This window comes from Streptomyces kryoterrae, from assembly GCF_054072135.1.
On sequence record NZ_CM133358.1, the window covers coordinates 4,163,541 to 4,181,756 of the forward strand.

Genomic DNA, 18,216 nt, shown 5'->3' on the forward strand with positions numbered 1-18,216 from the left:
CCGTGAGTCCGTGAGTCAGGGTGACGATCACCGTCTGTGGCTCCACCTTGACCGAGAAAGTCTCTCGACGTCAAGAGACTTGACGCCAAGAGACTTCACATCGACACAACCACTACACTGATCGCCATGGAGGACGAGGTCGATCGGCTGGTCGCTGCGTGGCGCCGGGAGCGCCCGGACCTCGACGTGGAACCACTCGAAGTGCTCAGCCGGGTCAGCAGGCTGGCCCGGCACCTGGACCGCGCGCGCAGGCTGGCGTTCGCCGAGCACGCCCTGGAACCCTGGGAGTTCGACGTCCTGACCGCGCTGAGGCGCGCCGGGAACCCGTACCAGCTCTCCCCCGGGCAACTCCTCACCCAGACCCTGGTCACGTCCGGCACGATGACGAACCGTATCGACCGGCTGACGAAGAAGGGCCTGGTGGAGCGCCTCCCCGACCCCAGCGACCGGCGCGGGGTACTGGTCCGGCTCACGCCGGAGGGCCAGGACAGGGCGGACCAGGCGCTCGCGGGCCTGCTGGACCAGGAGCGCGCGATCCTGGCGGAGCTGTCGCGGGCGCAGCGGGGCGAACTCGCCGGGCTGCTGCGCCAGTTGACGGCGCCGTTCGACAACATCCCCGGCTGACACCGAGCGGGGCGACCTCGACCGGGTCGCCCGACCGGTCAGGCGCTGCTGCTCTCCTCCACCGTGATCCGTCCGCCGGGTCCCAGGTCGAGGTCGACGGGGCCGACCCCGGCCCGGCGGGCGAGTGCGACGGCGGCGAGTGTGGAGTGGACGCCGAGTTTGCCCAGCACGTTCTGCATATGGGTGCGCACGGTATGCGGGGAGAGGAACAGCCGTTCGGCGACGGCCTTCCGGCCCAGCCCGGCGACCATGCACCGCAGCACTTCCCGCTCGCGCGGCGTCAGCGACTCGACCAGCCGCTCGCTCTCGGTGCGGTGCTTGCGGGCGGCGGTCAGCTCACGCAGCACACCGGTGAGCAGGGCGGCCGGAAGGTGCGTCTCGTCGCGCAGCACACCCCGTATGACGGTGAGCAGCCGCGACAGCGAGCAGTCCTTGGCGACCCACCCGGAGGCGCCCGCCTGCAGAGCGAGCGCGGCCCTGCGGGGGTCGTCCTTCTCGGCGAGGACGACGATCCGTACGTGCGGGTGTCCCGAACGGACGCCCGCGACCAGCGAGATGCCGTCGACCAGCCCCTCCGCGTTGCCCTCCTGTACGGGCACCGCCGGACGCGCCCCGGGCACGTTGCCGCCCAGGTCGGAGTCGACGAGCAGAACGTCGAACCGGCGGCCCTCGGCCACCGCGCGCTCCAGACTGCGCAGCGCGGCGGGACCGCTGCCGGCGGCGGAGACGTCGACGTCGGGCTCCGCGGCCAGTGCGGCGGCGAGCGACTCGGCGAAGATGCGATGGTCGTCGACGACCAGGACTCGGATGCGAACCACTGAAACCCCCTTCCCCGAGCTCCTCAAGAGCTGGGGAGACCCAATCGTCGGGGGGACAACCCGTGCGGACGCGACGCCCGGAGCAGTCCCCGGCTGATGCTTCTGGCCTGGGACGGGGCTGCCGCAGCCACCTGCGCACGACTGCCGCCGTGCGATGACTGCTACCCCCACTCCGGGCGTCGTACCCGACTGTCTCGCCCCCTGATCAGCACCGGCCCCCACCGGTGCTGTTCATCAGGGTACGGCCGGGAGGCAGGAGCGGAAGGTAATTCACAGAACTGATTGGCCAGCGCGTTTATGGTGTGCCGCATGTTTCGTATCGAGACAGAAGTCGACAAGGAATGGCTCTCCGTGCTCCGGACGCGGTTGCGTGAGGCGAACACGGCGGCCTCGCCCGTCCTGCGCGCCCTGCGTGGCACCCCTGCGGAGCGCGAACTCCCGCTCCACGTATGGGCGTTGGACGAGGCAGGAAGCCTGGCCGGCGGCCTGGTCGGCCACACCTGGACGACCTGGCTGCATGTGACGTACCTCTGGGTCGACACCCCGCACCGGGGCAGCGGTCTGGGTTCCCGCCTCCTCGCGGAAGCGGAGCGCACGGCACGCGAGGAGCGCGCGTGCACCAACGCACGCCTGGAGACCTGGGACTTCCAGGCACCGGACTTCTACCGCGGACAGGGGTACGAGGTGGTGTGCGTGATCCCGGATTATCCCCCGGGGGTCACGGAGTACACGCTGACGAAGCGGTTGCTGCCAAGGTCCTGAAGGCAGGCTGGTGGGACTCAGAGTTCCTTGAGCGCGTCCAGGGTGATGTCGACGTCGATGTCGTACGGCGCGGTGAGCTTGAGACGGTCGTGGTGGATGCCGGTGAGGGCGTAGGTCTTGTTCACCGGGTCGATCTCGTAGGCGCGGACGACCGGGTGCTGGTTGGAGTCGGCCATCTCGACGAGCCAGAAGTACGGGATGCCTGCGGCGGCGTACTTGCGGGGCTTGGCGTCACGGTCACGGGCCTCGGAGTCGGGGGAGACGACCTCGATGGCGAGCACCACGTCCTTGACATCGAACCGGGTCTGGTCCAAGCCGGTGACAGCCTCTGCGCGGACGACGCTGACGTCGGGTTCGGGACCGTTGTGGCGGTCCAGGACGACGGTCATCTCACGGACGATCTTCATCCCCTTGGGAGCCGTGCGGCGCAGGCCAGCCACCAGAAGGTCGATCATGCGGCTGTGGAAAATCCGCTGCGGACTCACAAAAACCAGGCTCCCGTCGATCAGCTCTGTGTGCGGCGGGAGGTCGGGCAGCGTGAACAGGTCTTCCACGGTGTACCCGTCCTGGGGCGGCACCGGCCAACGGCAGCCGGGCTCAGCGGTCGGCTCGGCGACGGGCTCGGCGGTCATGATTCCTCCCATGAACGGAATTCTCGGCCTGCCCCCTCACAGTAACGGCCGGAATCCAGAACCGTCATCACAAAGAGTGACGCGATGATCGGGAACCACCTCTTCGCACCCACCACGGGCCTTTACGCCGGTCTCAGACAAGACAAAGGTAAGTCTCAGGTAAGAGTTCTAACGTGCCGCCCCATGAGCATCCTGCGGAAGCTGAACTCCAAGCTTGCCGAGACGACGGGCTACCAGGTCCGCCGCGTCCCCCCGCCCAAGGTCGCAGCATCCGCTGTGCCCGGCACCCTGGACGCCGTACCGAAGCCGCGTTCGCCGCGGCCGGCCCGGTTGCCGGCCGCGCCCCGGCATCCCGTGGACCCGGCGGTGGACCGTCTCCTGGACCGTCCGGTCTTCGTGCTGGCCCCCGTGCGCTCGGGTTCGACGCTGCTCCGCATGATGCTGGGCGCCCACTCCGAGCTGCACGCCTCGCACGAGCTGCATCTGACGGGCCTGGAGGTCTACTTCAAGTCGGGCAGCCCCACGGAGCGCTCCTTCGAGGCGCTCGGCCTCGGCTACGAGGACCTGGAGGGCCTGCTCTGGGACCGCGCCCTGCACCGGGAACTGGTCAAGTCGGGCAAGCCGTACATCGTGGAGAAGACCCCCGGCAACACCTTCCAGTGGCAGCGCATCGCCGACACCTGGCCCGACGCCCGGTTCGTCTTCCTGCGCCGCCACCCGGCCGCGGTGTCCCGTTCCTGGCACGAGGCGGTCCCCGACCGTACCCGCGAGGAGGCGGCGACGCGGGTCCTCCAGTACATGGAGGCGATGGAGGAGGCCCACGCGACACTCGGCGGCCACATCCTCACGTACGAGGACCTCACCGCCGACCCCGCCACCGAACTCCGCGCCCTCTGCGACTTCCTGGACCTGGACTGGCAGCCCGGCATGCTGGAGTACGGCAGCAGCCTGGAGGGCGCGGTCCTGGGCGGCGGCTTCGGCGACTGGAACGACAAGATCCGCTCGGGAAGGGTCCAGCCGGACCGCCCGACTCCGGCGGCTGCGGAGATACCGGAGGTGCTGCGGGGGATGTGTCGGGCGTGGGGGTACGTGTAGGGCGCCGCGGGCGGTGAGGACCGGGGAGGCGGGGGTCAGGCGAAGGCCCGCCGGCTGTGCGCGAGCAGCTCGCGCAGGGCGGGGCCGGGTGTCCTCCTCCAGATCAGGGCGAGCAGTGCCGGTGTCTCGACGTCGTCGATGGTGCGGGCGATGAGGCGGTCGCGGTGGTCCGCGGCCATCGATTCGCTGAGGACGGCGACGCCGAGCCCGCGGGCTGCGAGGTCGGCGATGGCATCCGCGGAGCCGGCCTGCAGCGCGATGACGGGGTGGATGCCTTGCGCGGCGCAGGCGCGGTCGAACACCGCGCGCAGGCCGGTGCCGGACGGCATGCAGACGATGGGGTGGGCGGTCAGGTCGCGCAGGGAGACCCGCCCTTGTTTTGCCAGGGGATGCCCGTCCGGAACGGCCACGACGAGCCGCTCACTGATGATCGTCAGCGCGTCCAGCCCGTCGGGGGTGGCGGTCGCGGTACCGATGAGCGCCAGGTCCACGGCGCCGGTGCGCACTCCCTCGACGAGTCGGTCGGAGTTTTCCTCCAGCAGGGAGATCTCCACACCGGGATGCGCCCGGTGAAACGCGGCGAGGGCGTCGAACAGCGGCGTGACAGTGCACCCGATGACCATCCCGACCGTGAGCCGGCCCCGGATCAGGTCGGTCACCTCGCCCACCGCCTGTCCGACCGCTCCGGCTGCGGCGAGGGCGGCGCGGGCGGGGCCGAGCGCGGCCTTTCCCGCGGCAGTGAGCGTGGCGATGCGCGCCGATCGGTCGAACAGTTCGGCGCCGAGCTCATGTTCCAGTCGGCGGATCTGGGCGCTGACGCCGGACTGGCTGATGTGCACCCGCTCGGCGGCCCTGGTGAAGTTCTGCTCTTCGGCGACCGCGACGAAGTACTCCAACTGCCTCAGTTCCATAACCGGTGATTCTAGTTTCCAGAGGAACCATCTGTTGGACTTCTGGCGGGCGGATGACCAGGGCTGGAAAGCAGACCGAAGCCCTGCGAACCGCCAGGAGGTAACCGTGCCGGAGTACGAGAAGGCCATGCGGCCCGAGGACATCACCCGTCTGTTCGTCGAACGGTCCAACGCCGGTGACGCGGCCGGGGTCGCCGCGCTCTACGAAGAGGACGCGGTGATGGCCTACCCGCCCGGCGACCGGACGGTGGGCCGGGAGGCGATCCGCGCACTGTGGGAGAAGGTGCTGGCCAACCGTCCCCGTTTCGAGCCGGAACAGCCGCTGCCGACACTGGTCAGCGGGGACATCGCCCTCACCTCGACCCCACCGAAGGATGGAACCGGCGCCCGGGCCCAGGTCGTCCGCCGCCAGCCCGACGGAAGCTGGCTGCGTCTGCTGGACCAGCCGGAGTTCGCCGCTCCCGCACGCTGACCAGTTACTCCTGCGGCTCGCAGGGGACTCTCCGGGAAACCGGAGCCCGGCCAACCCACCCTCACTTCACCTTGCGCGCCCCCGCCGAAGGCACCGCCGCGAACACCCGGGGTGCCGTGTACCCGGCTGTGCCGAACGCCTCCTCCACCGCCTTGCCCACCCGTTCCGCGTCCTCCGCCTCGACCAGGACGATCGCCGAGCCGCCGAAGCCGCCGCCCGTCATGCGGGCGCCCAGTGCGCCGGAGGCGACCGCGGACTCGACGACGAGGTCAAGCTCCGGGCAGGAGACCCGGAAGTCGTCTCGGAGGGAGGCGTGGCCCTCGGTCAGGATCGGGCCGATCGCGCGGGTGTCGCCGCCCGACTTCAGGAGCGTCACGACACGCTCGACGCGGTGGTCCTCCGTCACGACGTGCCGTACCAGGCGGCGTACTTCCTCGTCGGCGCCCGCGTGGGTCAGCCGGGCCAGGGCCGCGTCCAGGTCCTCGTACGGCACGTCCCGCAGCGCGTTGACGTCCAGCAGTTCGGCGCCCCGTTCGCAGCCCGCCCGGCGCTTGCCGTACTCGCCCTCGCTGTGGGAGTGCTTGACCTGGGTGTCCACCACCAGCAGGGTCATGCCCTCGGCCGCCAGGTCGAAGGGGATCTGTTCCTGGGAGAGGTCCCGCGTGTCGAGGAAGAGGGCGTGCCCGGCCGTGCAGCACGCTGACGCCGTCTGGTCCATGATGCCGGTGGGAGCGCCTACGTACACGTTCTCCGCACGCTGGCACAGGCGGGCCAACTGCCAGCGTTCCAGGCCCAGTTCGTACAGGTCGTTCAGGGCCAGGGCGACCACGACCTCCAGGGCCGCCGAGGACGACAGGCCCGCGCCCGTCGGTACGGTCGAGGTGAGGTGGATGTCCGCGCCGGACGACACCGCCGTGTGGCCCGCGTCCTGGAGCGCCCAGATCACGCCGGCCGGGTACGCCGTCCAGTTCTTGTCCGACTCGGGCGTCAGCTCCCCCACCCGCAGCTCGGTGACGCCACCCTCCACGTCCGACGAGTGCAGGCGTACGACGCCGTCCGTGCGGCGGGAGACCGCTGCCACCGCCGTGTGCGGGAGGGCGAAGGGCATGACGAAGCCGTCGTTGTAGTCGGTGTGCTCGCCGATCAGGTTGACCCGGCCCGGCGCCGCCCACACTCCCTCCGGCGCAGACCCGTACAGCCCCTCGAACGCCTCGGCGACATCCACAGTCGACATGCCCTCTACCTCTGACCTTTCGTTTCGTACGTTCCAGGCCTGCCAGGCCTTACCGTCCGCTGCTACCTGCCACTACCTGCTACTTGTTGTGCCGCTGCGCGAACTCCCACGCGTCCGCGACGATTCCGGCCAGGTCGGACCGGGTCGGGTTCCAGCCGAGGCGGGTCCGGGCCCGGTCGGCGGAGGCGACCAGGACCGCCGGGTCGCCTCCCCTGCGCGGGGCCACGACCTCCGGGATCGGGTGCCCGGTGACCCGGCGTACCGTCTCCACGACCTCGCGGACCGAGAAGCCCTCGCCGTTGCCGAGGTTGCAGATCAGGTGTTCGCCCGCTGTCGCGGACGCGAGGGCCAGCAGGTGGGCGTCCGCCAGGTCCGCGACGTGGATGTAGTCCCGTACGCAGGTGCCGTCGGGGGTCGGGTAGTCCTCGCCGTAGACCGAGATCGCGTCCCGCTTGCCCTGGGCGACCTGGAGGACGAGGGGGATCAGGTGGGACTCGGGGTCGTGGCGCTCGCCCTGGGTGGCGTACGCGCCGGCCACGTTGAAGTAGCGCAGCGACACCGCGGCGAGGCCGTGGGCCGTCGCCTCGCTCGTGATCATGTGGTCGACGGCCAGCTTGGAGGCGCCGTAGGGGTTCGTCGGGGAGGTGCGGGCCGTCTCGACGATCGGGGTCGTCTCCGGCTCGCCGTACGTAGCCGCGGTCGAGGAGAAGACCAGCTTGCGTACGCCGGCCTCGCGCATGGCCGCGAGCAGCGCCATCGAGCCGCCGACGTTGTTGTCCCAGTACTTCTCGGGCTTGACGACCGACTCGCCGACCTGGGAGGAGGCCGCGAAGTGGAGGACCCCGTCGAAGGAGGCGTCCAGCCACTTGGCGGCGTCCTTGATGTCGCCCTCCACGAACGTGGCACCTGCCGGGACGCCCTCCCGGAAGCCCGTCGAGAGGTTGTCGAGGACGACGACCTCGTGGCCGGCCTCCAGCAGATGCTGGGCGACCACCCCGCCGACATAGCCCGCACCACCGGTGACCAGGTACTTACCGCTCATGAACTCGCTACCTCTCGCAGTCGCTGGGCCGCGGATTCCGGCTGGATGTCGTTGATGAACACGCTCATCCCCGACTCGGAGCCCGCGAGGAACTTCAGCTTGCCGGAAGTGCGTCGAATGGTGAAAAGCTCGAGGTGGAGCCCGAAGTCGTCGCGGTTGACGCCCTCGAACTCCTCCAGGGTGCCGAACGGCGCCTGGTGCCAGGCCGCGATGTACGGCGTCGGCGGTTCCCCTTCACCGAAGATCCGGTCGAAGCGCCTCAAGAGTTCCAGGTAGACCTTGGGGAACTCTGTGCGGGCCGCCTCGTCGAGCGCCAGCAGGTCCGGCACCCGGCGGCGCGGGTACAGGTGCACCTCGTACGGCCAGTGGGCGGCGTACGGGACGAAGGCGACCCAGTGGTCGGTGGCCAGAACCAGTCGCTCGCCCGCCAGTTCCTTCTCCACGATCGAGTCGAAGAGGTTCTCGCCGCCCGTCGCCTCCTTGTGCGCGGCCACGGAGCGGAGCATCAGGGCCGTGCGGGGGGTGGTGAAGGGGTACGCGTAGATCTGGCCGTGCGGATGGCCGAGGGTGACACCGATCTCGGCGCCGCGGTTCTCGAAGCAGAACACCTGCTGGACGGCGGGGAGGTGGGACAGCTCCGACGTCCGGTCGGTCCACGCCTCCAGGACCAGCCGCGTCTGGTCCTCGGTGAGGTCGGCGAAGGACGAGTTGTGGTCGGAGGTGAAGCAGACCACCTCGCAGCGCCCGGAGTCGCCGGCCAGGGAGGGGAAGCGGTTCTCGAAGACGACCACGTCGTACGACGAGTCCGGGATCTCGCTCAGCCGGTCGCCCTCGGTCGGGCAGAGGGGGCACTCGTCGGCCGGGGGGTGGTAGATGCGGCCCTGGCGATGGGAGGCGATCGCCACCTCGTCGCCGAGCAGCGGGTCCCGGCGTACCTGCGACGTGGTGACCGTGCGCTCCAGAGGGCGCCGGTCCACCGCGTCGCGCACTGTGTCGTCGCGCAGGTCGTAGTAGATGAGCTCACGACCGTCGGCGAGCCTCGTCGAGGTCTTCTTCACGCCGGACTCTCCATCCGTACCCAAACCAGCCATTACAAGCCAAGCCAAGTCAAGTCAAGCTTCAAACAGAACCGAACACATTAAATCATAAATCCACAACCATCGGTATGGCCAGACGAGATGAGGTGCGAGACGCGAGCGGAGCCGGAGTTCACGGGAACTCCGGCTCCGCGGTCTGAGAAGTGAGGAAGTACGTCGTCGTCAGAAGTCCGGTCCAGGAGGCGAGTGCAGATGCACCGGGCCCGCCCGGTCCAGCAGCCCTGTCCGGGCCGCCAGCGCCGCCGCCTCCAGCCTGGAGCCCACCCCCAGCTTCATCAGCACCCGCTGTACATGCGTACGGGCCGTACTGGGCGCGATCCCCATGCCGGCCGCGATCAGCCGCGTGTCCTCGCCGTCGGCGACCCGGACCAGGACCTCGACCTCTCTCGGCGTGAGCATCTGGAGGAGGCGCTGGCCCTCGTCGTCGGGCTGGGCGGCGGGGTTGAGCAGTTCACTGAACGCGCCCTGGAGCAGTGCCGGAGCGACCGCCGCCTCGCCCGCCCTGGCCTTCATGATGGCTCGCTCGACGCCCTCTATGCGCTCGTCGTGACGCACGTACCCGGAAGCACCGGCCGCGAAGGCGGCGGCGATGCCGCGCGGGCTGGGCACCGGGCCCAGTACCACGACCGCCACCTGCGGACGCTCACGCTTGATCCGCACCACCGGGTCGAACATGCCCGGCTCGGCCGGGGTCGCCGTGCCCAGCAGGCACACCTCCGGAGCGCGCGTGATCACCAGTTCCGCCGCGCCCGCGGCGGGCGCCGCCGCGGCGAGCACGCGGTGCCCGCGCAGCTTCAACGCCGAGGCGAGCGCCTCGGCGAGCAGTCGGTGGTCGTCGACCACCATCAGCCGCACTCCCATCGAGCCACCCCCCAGTCCCCCCAATGGTTGTCCCTTCTGGATGTCCATTGGTCCCCACGGACGGGAGCCCCCCGGCTCCCCCCGATTCTCATGACCCCGGAAGCTACACGCTTGTTCGACGTTGCGCTCCCCCTACTGGAGAGAAGTGCCCCGGATCGCGGAAAATCCTCTCTTTCGAGGGTGATGAGTAGTACGTGCACGGCCCCGCCCCTGAACAGGGACGGGGCCGTCAACACAGCGGTCGGCGATCAGTCGATCGTGTTCACTTCGTGCCGTACGCGATCGCCAGGTACCTGGTCTCCCCCGTGGTGGAGGGCTTCCGGGCATACACCTGGGACATGTAGAGGCAGCCGTCGGCGTAGATGAGCTCGGCGTAGCCGGGCTGCATGCTGGCCTCGACCTCCCGCACCACCTTCGTCGCCGGGTTCTCCATCAGCTTGGTCTGCGCGAAGGAACCGCCGTCGATGCTGACGACCTGGCCGCCCTTGTCGTAGGGCGGGCGCTTGTACGCGATCACGTTGCCGTCGTCCATGGTCAGCGGGGAGATGGTGTAGCCCTCGCCCGCGTCGGCGCGCTGACCGTCCTGCTTGCCGGTGGCGAGGTCGAAGGCGACGATCTCGTTGGTCTTGCCGTACTCGCCGGTGCCGTCGTGCTCCTCGGTCGGGAGGTAGAGCCTGTCGTTGCCCACGGCCAGCATCGTGCAGTACTCGATCCTGGTGATGCCCTCGCACTCGGCGGCGTACCTGTCGCCCGGCGCCGAGATCTTCGTGCGCAGCTGTCCCGTCCTGTTGTCGATGGAGAAGAAGTCCGAGATGCCGCTGCCGTCGCCCGCGGAGTGGTTGATGTCGGCGGCCACGACGAGCGGGTTCGTGGACACGATGCTGGCGTCCTCGATGCCCTTGGCCATGGCGTACTCGGAGAGCACCTTGCCGGAGACCGGGTCGATGGTCTGGATGTTCAGCTGCCGGGCGTCGTACGTGCCGCACTTGCGCACCGCGACCAGCTTCTCGCCACCGCCGTAGCCCGCGTCGTAGCAGGAGTCGGTCGGCTTCGGGCCCCACAAGGACCTGCCGGTGATGTCGAAGGCGGCGCCGCCGCTGGTGCTGCCGACGGCGACCGTGTTCGCGCTGATCGTCACGTTGTCGAGGTTGATCGCCTGGTCGCCGGACTTGACCGTCCGCGTCCACAGCTTCTTGCCCGCGTCGAGGTCGATCGCCGCGACCTGGCTGCAGCCGTGCGAGGGCTTGTCCTTGGTCGGCATGGCGGGCTCGTACACGATCGCCGTGCTGTGGTCGGCGGTGGTGTGGCGGCTCGCCGCGCACACCGGGCCGGGCAGCGGGACCGTCCAGAGCTTGGTGCCCTTGGCGGGGTCGTATCCGACGATCTCGGCGTTGCCGCTCTTGGCGTACACCGTGTCGGTGAGCCAGGACCCGACGACGGTGGCGCTGTTCCCGTCGGCGCCGACGGCGGGCTCGGGGACCTGGAAGAGGACCTTGGAGGCGGTGTTCGCGGGCGCCTTGTCCGTACCGCCGCCACCGCCGCCACCGCTGGTTCCCCCGGTGGTGCCGGCGGTGCTGTTCGTGTCGCCGTTCTTCCCGTCCGCCCGGCTGTCCTTGGTGGAGGAGTACCAGACCCCGCCGCCGATGATCAGCGCGATCGCGGCGACGGCGGAGACGATGATGACCGCCTGCGCGTTCACCTTCCTTTTGGGGGCGGGGGGTTGAGGCGGAGGCGGATAGCCGTAACCGGGAGGACCGTACGGGGGCTGCTGGGCGTACGGGTTCGGGGCGCCCTGGGGATAGCCGTAGCCGGGGGGAGGCTGAGGGGGCTGGTTGGGCGGGGGCGGCGGCTGGGTCATGACGTGGGTACCTCGGGAGCGGCTAGAGGAAAGAAGGGGAGAGGGGGAAGGGGGAGAGCGAGTGGGAGAGGGCGGCTCACCTGCCGAAGGCGAGCATCAGCTTCTCCTTCTGGTCGTCCCTGCCGCTCAGCCGGGTGGTGGAGAGATAGAAGCGGCCGTCGACCCAGTCGTACGCCTTGGAATAGAAGCCGTTCTCGACGTCGGCGGCTGCCGCCGGGTTCTTCAGCAGGGTCGTCGGGGTGTGGCCGCTGCCGGTGACGGGGATCGACACGACCTGGCCGCCGGTGTCGTACGACGGCTCGACGTAGGCGATGAGCGCGCCGCTCTCGACCTTCAGCGGCAGCATCGATTCGTCGGCCGGGGACTTGGCGCGCCACTTCTCCTTGCCGGTGGCCAGGTCGATCGCCACGATCTCGCCCGCGCCGCCCGTCGCCTTGGTCGGCAGATAGAGGGTGTCGGCGTCGGTGGCGACGCCCTGGCAGCCCTGGAGGTCGCGTTCGAGGATCGCCCAGCCGCACACGGGTGCGAAGGACTCGTCGACGGAGACCTCGGAACGGAAGCTGCCGTCGGCCTTGAGCGTGGAGATGTTCCACGACTTCTTGTCCTCGTTGGTGAGATAGAGGACGACGGGATCGACGGAGTACGTACGCCCGACCGACCAGCCCTTCGGGATCGGCCTGGTCCAGCGGACCGCACCGGTCTTCGGGTCGAGCTCCTGCACCTCGTCGTGCTCGGTGGAGGTGGACGCCCCGCACGACGACACGACGATCAGCCTGGCGCCGCCCGCGAAGGCGGCGGGGAAGCAGGCGGCCCCGTACTTCACCTTGTCGAACAGCTTGGCGCCGGTGTTCAGGTCGTACGCCGTGCCGGACTGCGAGCGCCCGACCATCAGGGTCGTCCCGGTGAGCGTCAGCTCGACGCTGAGCGCGCTGTCGAACAGCGCCCCGTCGGCGACCTCGCCGCTCCAGCCCTTCGCACCCGTGTTCAGGTCGAGTACCTGGAGCTTGTTGCACTTGGCGCGCTCGCTGGCGCCGCTCATGTAGGCGACCACGATCTTGTCGTCGGCCGACCTCTGTGGAGTGACGGCGCAGATCTTCTGCGGGAAGGCGATCGGCCCCCAGGCCGCGTTCCCGTCCCCGACGCGGTACGCGAACACCTCCTTGTACGCCGTCTTCACGGCCACCTTGTCGGTGATCCACATGCCGCTCGCGTCGGCGCCGGAGGCGGGCGCGTCCGGGGCGTCCTTGTACCAGAGCACCTTCGACTCGCCGGCCTTGCGCCCCTCGTTGAGGTCGTCGGGGTCCGCGCCGGCGGCACCACCGCTCCCGTCGTCGGCGCCCTCACCGGTGTCGGCGGGGCCGGAGGCGGGCGCGGAGAGGTCCGGGGCCGCCTCGCTGCCGCCGGCCACGGGCTTGTCGTCGTCGCCACCGCCGCTGGTCACGGCGTACACCGTGCCCCCGATGACGAGCAGCGCGGCGACGGCCGCCCCCAGCAGCATCGCGGGCCGCCCCTTGAAGGGGCTGCGGGAACCGCCGCCGGGCGGGAGCTGCGGTGGGGGTACGGGGGCGCCGGGGAACTGAGGGGGCTGCTGGCCGGGGTAGCCGTAACCGGGGACGGGCGCCGCCCCGTAGGCCGGGGGTTGCTGGGCGTAGGGGCCGGACTGGGCGCCGTACGGGCCCGGTTGGGCGTAGGGGCCGGGCTGCTGCGGATAGCCGTACCCCGGCTGGGGCGTGGGCGGGGCCGGCGGCAGGGGCGGCGGGGCCCCGTACGGCGATCCCTGCGGCACTCCCTGCGGGGTCTGTGGAGGCGGGCCGAAGCCGCCCGGGGGCGGCCCCTGGGGCGGTTGGCTGGGCGGCTGGGTCATCAGCGCGTTCCCCCTTCAGCTGATTTTTAGCCACACCCTGGGATACGCGAACGGTGCGCGGACGCACGCGGAGAGGTACTCAGGGAGTTCTCAGAGGGCTCTTTCTACCACTCCGTGGCCGCCCCGCACCGGACTGTATCCGCCCCTGCCCACCTCTGTTCCCAAGGGCGAACCGGCCCGTGATGCCGCCGTTATGCGCGTTCACGCGCTCTTCACGCCATGTCTGCGAGTTTCACGGTTCGTCCGCCTTCGGCCGCGCTTCGTCGGGCTTCGGCTATGCCTCGTCCGCGAGTTCCAGCCACCGCATTTCCAACTCGTCGCGTTCGCCGATGAGTTCGCGCAGTTCGGCGTCGAGTTCGGCGACCTTCCCGAAGTCGGTGGCGTTGTCGGCGATCTGGGCGTGCAGCTTGGTCTCGCGCTCGGACATCTTGCCCAACTGCCGCTCGATCTTCTGGAGTTCCTTCTTCGCGGCACGGGTGTCGGCGGCGCTCTTCTCGCTGCCGGCCTTGGCGGCGGGAACCGGTACGGCGGCCGCCGCGACCTCCTCCATCCGCTTGCGGCGCTCCAGGTACTCGTCGATGCCGCGCGGCAGCATACGGAGGGTGGCGTCGCCGAGGAGGGCGAAGACGCGGTCGGTGGTCCGCTCGATGAAGAACCGGTCGTGGGAGATGACGACCATGGAGCCGGGCCAGCCGTCGAGCAGGTCCTCGAGCTGGGTGAGGGTCTCGATGTCGAGGTCGTTGGTGGGCTCGTCGAGGAAGAGGACGTTGGGCTCGTCCATGAGGAGGCGCAGGATCTGCAGGCGCCGCCGCTCACCACCGCTGAGGTCCCCGACCGGGGTCCACTGCTTCTCCTTGCCGAACCCGAACGTCTCGCACAGCTGCCCGGCGGTCAGCTCGCGCCCCTTGCCGAGGTCGACGCGGTCCCGGATCTGCTGGACGGCCTCCAGCACCCGCAGGTTCGGGTCGAGCTCGGCGACCTCCTGGGAGAGATAGGCCAGCTTGACGGTCTTCCCCACGGCGACCCGCCCGGCGACGGGCTGCGTCTCACCCCCGCTGCGGGCGGCCTCGGCCATGGCACGCAGGAGGGAGGTCTTGCCTGCGCCGTTCACCCCGACGAGCCCGATGCGGTCACCGGGGCCGAGCTGCCAGGTGAGGTGCTTCAGCAGCACCTTGGGCCCGGCCTGCACGGTCACGTCTTCCAGATCGAACACGGTCTTGCCGAGCCGGGTCGAGGCGAACTTCATCAGCTCGCTGCTGTCCCGGGGCGGCGGTACGTCGGCGATCAGCTCGTTGGCGGCCTCGACGCGGAAGCGCGGCTTCGACGTACGGGCGGGCGCCCCGCGCCGCAGCCAGGCCAGCTCCTTGCGGACGAGGTTCTGCCGCTTGACCTCCTCGGTGGCGGCGATGCGCTCGCGTTCGGCGCGGGCGAAGACGTAGTCGGTGTAGCCGCCCTCGTACTCGTACACATCGCCCTTCTGCACGTCCCACATGCTGGTGCAGACCTGGTCGAGGAACCACCGGTCGTGGGTGACGCAGACGAGCGCGGAGCGACGCTCGCGCAGATGCCGGGCGAGCCAGGAGATGCCCTCGACGTCGAGGTGGTTGGTGGGCTCGTCGAGCACGATCAGGTCGGGATCGTCGATGAGCAGCTTGGCGAGCGCGATCCGGCGCCGCTCACCACCGGAGAGGGGCGCGATGACGGTGTCGAGGCCCTGCGGGAACCCGGGGAGGTCGAGTCCGCCGAACAGCCCGGTGAGTACGTCCCTGATCTTGGAGTTTCCGGCCCACTCGTGGTCCGCCATGTCCCGGATGACCTCGTGGCGGACGGTGGCGGTGGGGTCGAGGGAGTCGTGCTGGGTGAGCACGCCCAGACGCAGTCCGCCGGAGTGGGTGACACGCCCGGTGTCGGCCTCCTCCAGCTTGGCGAGCATCCGGATGAGGGTGGTCTTGCCGTCGCCATTACGACCCACGACCCCGATCCGGTCCCCCTCGGACACCCCGAGCGAGATCCCGTCGAGCAGGGCACGGGTCCCGTACACCTTGCTGACGTTCTCGACATTGACGAGGTTGACGGCCATTTCGCTCCTGAGGTGGGGTGGGTCGACCTTCCAGGGTAGTTGGTGGGGTGGGTGTCGTCGGCGGGCGGATTAGCGGGGCCGGCGAAACGGCACCGCGAGTGGGGTCCCGTGCGGGTCCCACGCGTGAGGGCCCTCACGCCGTGCCTCTACTCGTCTGCCACCAGGTACTCGACGTTCATCACGACGAACTCGCCGTAGTGCAGCACCGAGCCCAGTGCCGCCAGCCGCGCGTAGTGCTCCGGCGAGAGCGTCGCGCCGGACGCGGTGCCGATCTGGGCCATCGCCCGCAGCAGCAGCCGGAACGCCAGGTCCGGAGTGCAGTGACGGACACATTCGGCCAGCGCCCGCCCGACGCCCTCCGGTACGACGCGGTCCTCACCGATCTCGGCGAGGACCACGTCGGCCAGCTCCACGCCGTCCCACTCGGCGGGGACGGCGGCGGGGACGGCGGTCTGCGCATGCCGGTACAACCAGGCGTCGGACAGGCCGGTGAGCGTCTCCATCCACCGCGTTCCCGAAGTGACACCGGTCCGTCCTCCGGAGAAGAAAGGCGGACCGACCGCCGTGCCGGCCAGCCACAGCGCCTCGATCGTCTCCGAGGGAAGGCGCAGCAGAAGCCGGGCGTCCCTCCGGACCGCGAGGACGCTCTCCGGGTCCAGTTCGTCCCAGAGGTGGTAACCGACCGCGTCGGCGGCCGTGGGCCCGTGATGACTCCAGTCCTCGTGGAACATGCTCATCAGCCATGTCACACCGAAGTCGGACTCGTCGGCACTTCGCACTGACCGTCACCTCCGGATGTGGGGACCAGATCGGGAAACGCCGTGCGAGGGCTCTTCCCCTGCGGCCGTACGGGGAGAGCCCTCGCGCCGTACTTCTAGTCGTCGGCCACCAGGAATTTGACGTCCTCCACCAGGAACTCGCCGTAGTGGAGCGCCGATCCGATGCTCTCCAGCCTCTTGTAACGGTCATCGGACAAAGACGCCCCAGGGGTGTCCACGGCGACCCTCAGCAGTACCCGCAACGCCAGGTCCGGGGTGCAGTGGTGAGCGCAGTCGACGAGCGCCCGACGTACCTCGGCGGCCAGGAACCCCATCGCCTCGATCTCCGCGACGACCGCATCCCGGTGGGTGAGGCCGTCCTCCGTGTCCGCGCCGGTGAGCGGGCGTACCTCACTCTGCTCGGACAACCAGGTGTCACACACGCCGACGACTGTCCGCGTCCACTCGGCTCCCGTGGTCCGCCCGAAGCCCGGGCAGTACTGCGATCCGGCCGTCCACAGCACCTCCAGCGTCTCCGACGGAAGGTTGTCGACAAGCGTCCGGGCGTCCCGGCGAACCGCCAAAGCCTCCTCGCCTGCCCCTTCCGGGAGGTGTTGCGCGACGACCTCGGCGGCGGTGTCCGCCTCATACGTCCAGTCCTGATGGAAGAAGCCCATCACCCACGAGACGCCGAAGTCGAACTCGGTGAAGCGTTGCACAGCGGGTCACCTTCCTACTTTGCGAGACCACCGTCAACGGGACCTGGCAGCTCAGGGTCCAGGACACCTACAGCGCCGACACCGGTTACATCAACAGCTGGAAGCTCACCTTCTGAGCCCGCACAGAACAGAAAGCCGTGCGCCCCGGGATGCGACTCGTCCGGGGCGCACGGCCGTTGGTCACGCGGGCTGGGCGGCGACCGCCGTACGGACCTCGCCGAGGAGGTCGTACATCGTCTGGCCGGGGCAGTCGGTCGCCAGCCAGTCGCGGTGGCCGCTGATCGCGTTGACGTCCTTCGTCACACCGTTGACCGGGTTCACATAGGTCAGCTTCGCCTGCGGGTCCAGGCCCTTGAAGCGGGCGATCACCTTGATCAGGCGGATCAGTGAGGCCTTGGCGGCGTCCGTCGGCGGCTGGTCGACCAGCGTGCCGATGAGGGCGATGCCGAGGTTGCCGGAGTTGAAGCCGCCGGTGTGGAAGGCGGTGACGAGCTTGCCGTCCTTGTCGAAGGCGGGGACGAGGTCGTCGCCGGAGTAGCGGCCCTCGTAGACGTCGCCCGCCTCGTCGATGAGGAAGTGGTAGCCGATGTCGCCCCAGTCGAGGGTGACCGCGTGGTACTCGTAGATGCCGCGCACGGTCGACGCCGGGTCGGGGTCGTTGTTCGGGGTGTCCGTGTGGTGGACGGTGACCGTCTGGAACGGGTAGTACACCTCGGGCGAGTTGACCTTCCCGTCCTTGTAGCGCTTCGACTCGTCGGCACCCCACGCCGGCCGCGACAGGTACTCCACCCCGCGCACCCGGGTCGGCTCGGTCGGCACCCGGAAGGTCTTGCCGGCCCCGCCGGTCGTGTCGATCGCCAGCGACCGCGCCCCGCTCACGCTCGCCCCGTCCGGCAGCCTCAGCTCGTACGCGGTGGCGTCCCCCGCCGCCACCAACGCCGTGCCGCCGCCCTCGACGGTCGCGCAACCGCCGCTCAGCTCCTGCCACGTGCCGGGCGCGGAGGCACCGCCGGTGAACCTGATCCCGGCGCCGTCCGCCGCGCCGCTCCAGCGCACACCGACGTACGAGATACCGAAGGCGGCACTGGCCTCGGCGGTGCCGGTGGCGGCCTCGGTACGGGTCGCCGGGAACTTCTGCGGCTCCGTACCCGGAGCACCGGACGCGTCGGGCGTGCTGTCCGTCGTCCCGGGGGCGGAGTCCTCGCCGTTGGTGGCCGCGAAGACCACGGGGGTCAGCGCGCCGCCGACGGCGACAGCGCCCGCGGCGCCGATCACTCCGCGCCGGGTGAGGGGGACCTTCCGGCGATGGGAGGGAGCCGGGGAGGAAGAGGAGGGGGGAGGTACTGACACGGAGATGCCTTCCGAAGTGCTGGGGGAGTTGGCAACCCA

The 18,216-nt window shown here is 69.9% G+C and carries 17 protein-coding genes and 1 pseudogene; 5 read left to right on the forward strand and 13 right to left on the reverse strand.

All coding sequences use genetic code 11. The features are described 5' to 3' along the window. Window positions 1–126 precede the first annotated feature (126 nt). On the forward strand, window positions 127–624 hold the full coding sequence (locus ACW4TU_RS17680; protein ID WP_164318744.1) for a MarR family winged helix-turn-helix transcriptional regulator: 498 nt from the start codon (window positions 127–129) through the stop codon (window positions 622–624). Window positions 625–662: 38 nt separating this feature from the next. Here ACW4TU_RS17680 and ACW4TU_RS17685 read toward each other — a convergent pair whose 3' ends face one another. Then, the gene (locus ACW4TU_RS17685) at window positions 663–1,442 is read right to left on the reverse strand and encodes a LuxR C-terminal-related transcriptional regulator (protein WP_457428776.1); all 780 of its coding nucleotides are present in this window, start codon (window positions 1,440–1,442) and stop codon (window positions 663–665) included. A gap of 297 nt (window positions 1,443–1,739) precedes the next feature. Here ACW4TU_RS17685 and ACW4TU_RS17690 point away from each other — a divergent pair, with 297 nt between their 5' ends. Further along, window positions 1,740–2,204 (forward strand): GNAT family N-acetyltransferase, encoded by a 465-nt coding sequence (locus ACW4TU_RS17690; protein ID WP_457430180.1) that lies wholly within the window; start codon window positions 1,740–1,742, stop codon window positions 2,202–2,204. 17 nt (window positions 2,205–2,221) lie between these two features. Here the strand turns inward: ACW4TU_RS17690 and ACW4TU_RS17695 are convergent, their stop codons facing one another. After that, window positions 2,222–2,836 carry a Uma2 family endonuclease gene (locus tag ACW4TU_RS17695; RefSeq protein WP_457428777.1) on the reverse strand — a complete coding sequence of 205 codons (615 nt, stop codon included), beginning with the start codon at window positions 2,834–2,836 and terminating at the stop codon, window positions 2,222–2,224. Window positions 2,837–3,019: 183 nt separating this feature from the next. On the opposite strand from ACW4TU_RS17695, the gene ACW4TU_RS17700 reads away from it, so the two are divergent. Continuing rightward, window positions 3,020–3,931 (forward strand): sulfotransferase family protein, encoded by a 912-nt coding sequence (locus ACW4TU_RS17700; RefSeq protein WP_457428778.1) that lies wholly within the window; start codon window positions 3,020–3,022, stop codon window positions 3,929–3,931. 35 nt (window positions 3,932–3,966) lie between these two features. Here the strand turns inward: ACW4TU_RS17700 and ACW4TU_RS17705 are convergent, their stop codons facing one another. Beyond that, window positions 3,967–4,842 (reverse strand): LysR family transcriptional regulator, encoded by an 876-nt coding sequence (locus ACW4TU_RS17705; protein WP_457428779.1) that lies wholly within the window; start codon window positions 4,840–4,842, stop codon window positions 3,967–3,969. Window positions 4,843–4,948: 106 nt separating this feature from the next. Between ACW4TU_RS17705 and ACW4TU_RS17710 the strand changes: the two genes are divergently transcribed. Further along, entirely contained in the window at window positions 4,949–5,314 is a 366-nt protein-coding gene (locus ACW4TU_RS17710) for a YybH family protein (protein WP_457428780.1), read from the forward strand. A 61-nt stretch (window positions 5,315–5,375) separates the two neighbouring features. On the opposite strand, the gene galK is transcribed toward ACW4TU_RS17710, so the two are convergent. The 9 genes from galK to ACW4TU_RS17755 all read right to left on the reverse strand — a co-directional run bounded on the left by galK (window position 5,376) and on the right by ACW4TU_RS17755 (window position 16,827). Further along, the gene (gene galK, locus ACW4TU_RS17715) at window positions 5,376–6,548 is read right to left on the reverse strand and encodes a galactokinase (RefSeq protein ID WP_457428781.1); all 1,173 of its coding nucleotides are present in this window, start codon (window positions 6,546–6,548) and stop codon (window positions 5,376–5,378) included. 79 nt (window positions 6,549–6,627) lie between these two features. Next, window positions 6,628–7,590: a UDP-glucose 4-epimerase GalE gene (gene galE / locus ACW4TU_RS17720; RefSeq protein WP_457428782.1), complete on the reverse strand. Its 963-nt coding sequence runs from the start codon at window positions 7,588–7,590 to the stop codon at window positions 6,628–6,630. Next, complete coding sequence (galT, locus tag ACW4TU_RS17725; protein ID WP_457428783.1) at window positions 7,587–8,648, reverse strand: galactose-1-phosphate uridylyltransferase; 1,062 nt, start codon at window positions 8,646–8,648, stop codon at window positions 7,587–7,589. The genes galE and galT overlap by 4 nt, the downstream gene beginning before the upstream one ends. 201 nt (window positions 8,649–8,849) lie before the next feature. Beyond that, window positions 8,850–9,548: a helix-turn-helix transcriptional regulator gene (locus ACW4TU_RS17730; RefSeq protein ID WP_457428784.1), complete on the reverse strand. Its 699-nt coding sequence runs from the start codon at window positions 9,546–9,548 to the stop codon at window positions 8,850–8,852. 262 nt (window positions 9,549–9,810) lie between these two features. After that, on the reverse strand, window positions 9,811–11,406 hold the full coding sequence (locus ACW4TU_RS17735) for an outer membrane protein assembly factor BamB family protein (protein ID WP_457428785.1): 1,596 nt from the start codon (window positions 11,404–11,406) through the stop codon (window positions 9,811–9,813). A gap of 76 nt (window positions 11,407–11,482) precedes the next feature. After that, window positions 11,483–13,270, reverse strand: a complete 1,788-nt coding sequence (locus ACW4TU_RS17740) for an outer membrane protein assembly factor BamB family protein (protein WP_457428786.1) — start codon at window positions 13,268–13,270, stop codon at window positions 11,483–11,485. Between the two features lie 274 nt (window positions 13,271–13,544). Continuing rightward, window positions 13,545–15,350 (reverse strand): ABC-F family ATP-binding cassette domain-containing protein, encoded by a 1,806-nt coding sequence (locus ACW4TU_RS17745; RefSeq protein WP_457428787.1) that lies wholly within the window; start codon window positions 15,348–15,350, stop codon window positions 13,545–13,547. 146 nt (window positions 15,351–15,496) lie between these two features. Next, on the reverse strand, window positions 15,497–16,129 hold the full coding sequence (locus tag ACW4TU_RS17750) for a hypothetical protein (RefSeq protein ID WP_457428788.1): 633 nt from the start codon (window positions 16,127–16,129) through the stop codon (window positions 15,497–15,499). A 95-nt stretch (window positions 16,130–16,224) separates the two neighbouring features. Further along, a complete protein-coding gene (locus ACW4TU_RS17755; RefSeq protein ID WP_457428789.1) occupies window positions 16,225–16,827 on the reverse strand; it encodes a contact-dependent growth inhibition system immunity protein in 603 nt (200 codons plus the stop codon). 29 nt (window positions 16,828–16,856) lie between these two features. On the opposite strand from ACW4TU_RS17755, the pseudogene ACW4TU_RS17760 reads away from it, so the two are divergent. Next, window positions 16,857–16,943: pseudogene (locus tag ACW4TU_RS17760) on the forward strand (proprotein convertase P-domain-containing protein); the annotation flags it as partial. A 64-nt stretch (window positions 16,944–17,007) separates the two neighbouring features. On the opposite strand, the gene ACW4TU_RS17765 reads toward ACW4TU_RS17760, so the two are convergent. Next, a complete protein-coding gene (locus ACW4TU_RS17765; protein ID WP_457428790.1) occupies window positions 17,008–18,177 on the reverse strand; it encodes a peptidoglycan recognition protein family protein in 1,170 nt (389 codons plus the stop codon). Window positions 18,178–18,216: the final 39 nt, after the last annotated feature.

Coding starts and splice junctions, on each gene's coding strand:
- galE (WP_457428782.1), bottom strand. CDS start 7,590: ATGAGCGGTAAGTACCTGGTCACCGGTGGTGCGGGCTATGTCGGCGGG.
- ACW4TU_RS17740 (WP_457428786.1), bottom strand. CDS start 13,270: ATGACCCAGCCGCCCAGCCAACCGCCCCAGGGGCCGCCCCCGGGCGGC.
- ACW4TU_RS17690 (WP_457430180.1), top strand. CDS start 1,740: ATGGTGTGCCGCATGTTTCGTATCGAGACAGAAGTCGACAAGGAATGG.
- ACW4TU_RS17745 (WP_457428787.1), bottom strand. CDS start 15,350: ATGGCCGTCAACCTCGTCAATGTCGAGAACGTCAGCAAGGTGTACGGG.
- ACW4TU_RS17735 (WP_457428785.1), bottom strand. CDS start 11,406: ATGACCCAGCCGCCGCCCCCGCCCAACCAGCCCCCTCAGCCTCCCCCC.
- galK (WP_457428781.1), bottom strand. CDS start 6,548: ATGTCGACTGTGGATGTCGCCGAGGCGTTCGAGGGGCTGTACGGGTCT.
- ACW4TU_RS17705 (WP_457428779.1), bottom strand. CDS start 4,842: ATGGAACTGAGGCAGTTGGAGTACTTCGTCGCGGTCGCCGAAGAGCAG.
- ACW4TU_RS17695 (WP_457428777.1), bottom strand. CDS start 2,836: ATGACCGCCGAGCCCGTCGCCGAGCCGACCGCTGAGCCCGGCTGCCGT.
- ACW4TU_RS17680 (WP_164318744.1), top strand. CDS start 127: ATGGAGGACGAGGTCGATCGGCTGGTCGCTGCGTGGCGCCGGGAGCGC.
- ACW4TU_RS17730 (WP_457428784.1), bottom strand. CDS start 9,548: ATGGGAGTGCGGCTGATGGTGGTCGACGACCACCGACTGCTCGCCGAG.
- ACW4TU_RS17700 (WP_457428778.1), top strand. CDS start 3,020: ATGAGCATCCTGCGGAAGCTGAACTCCAAGCTTGCCGAGACGACGGGC.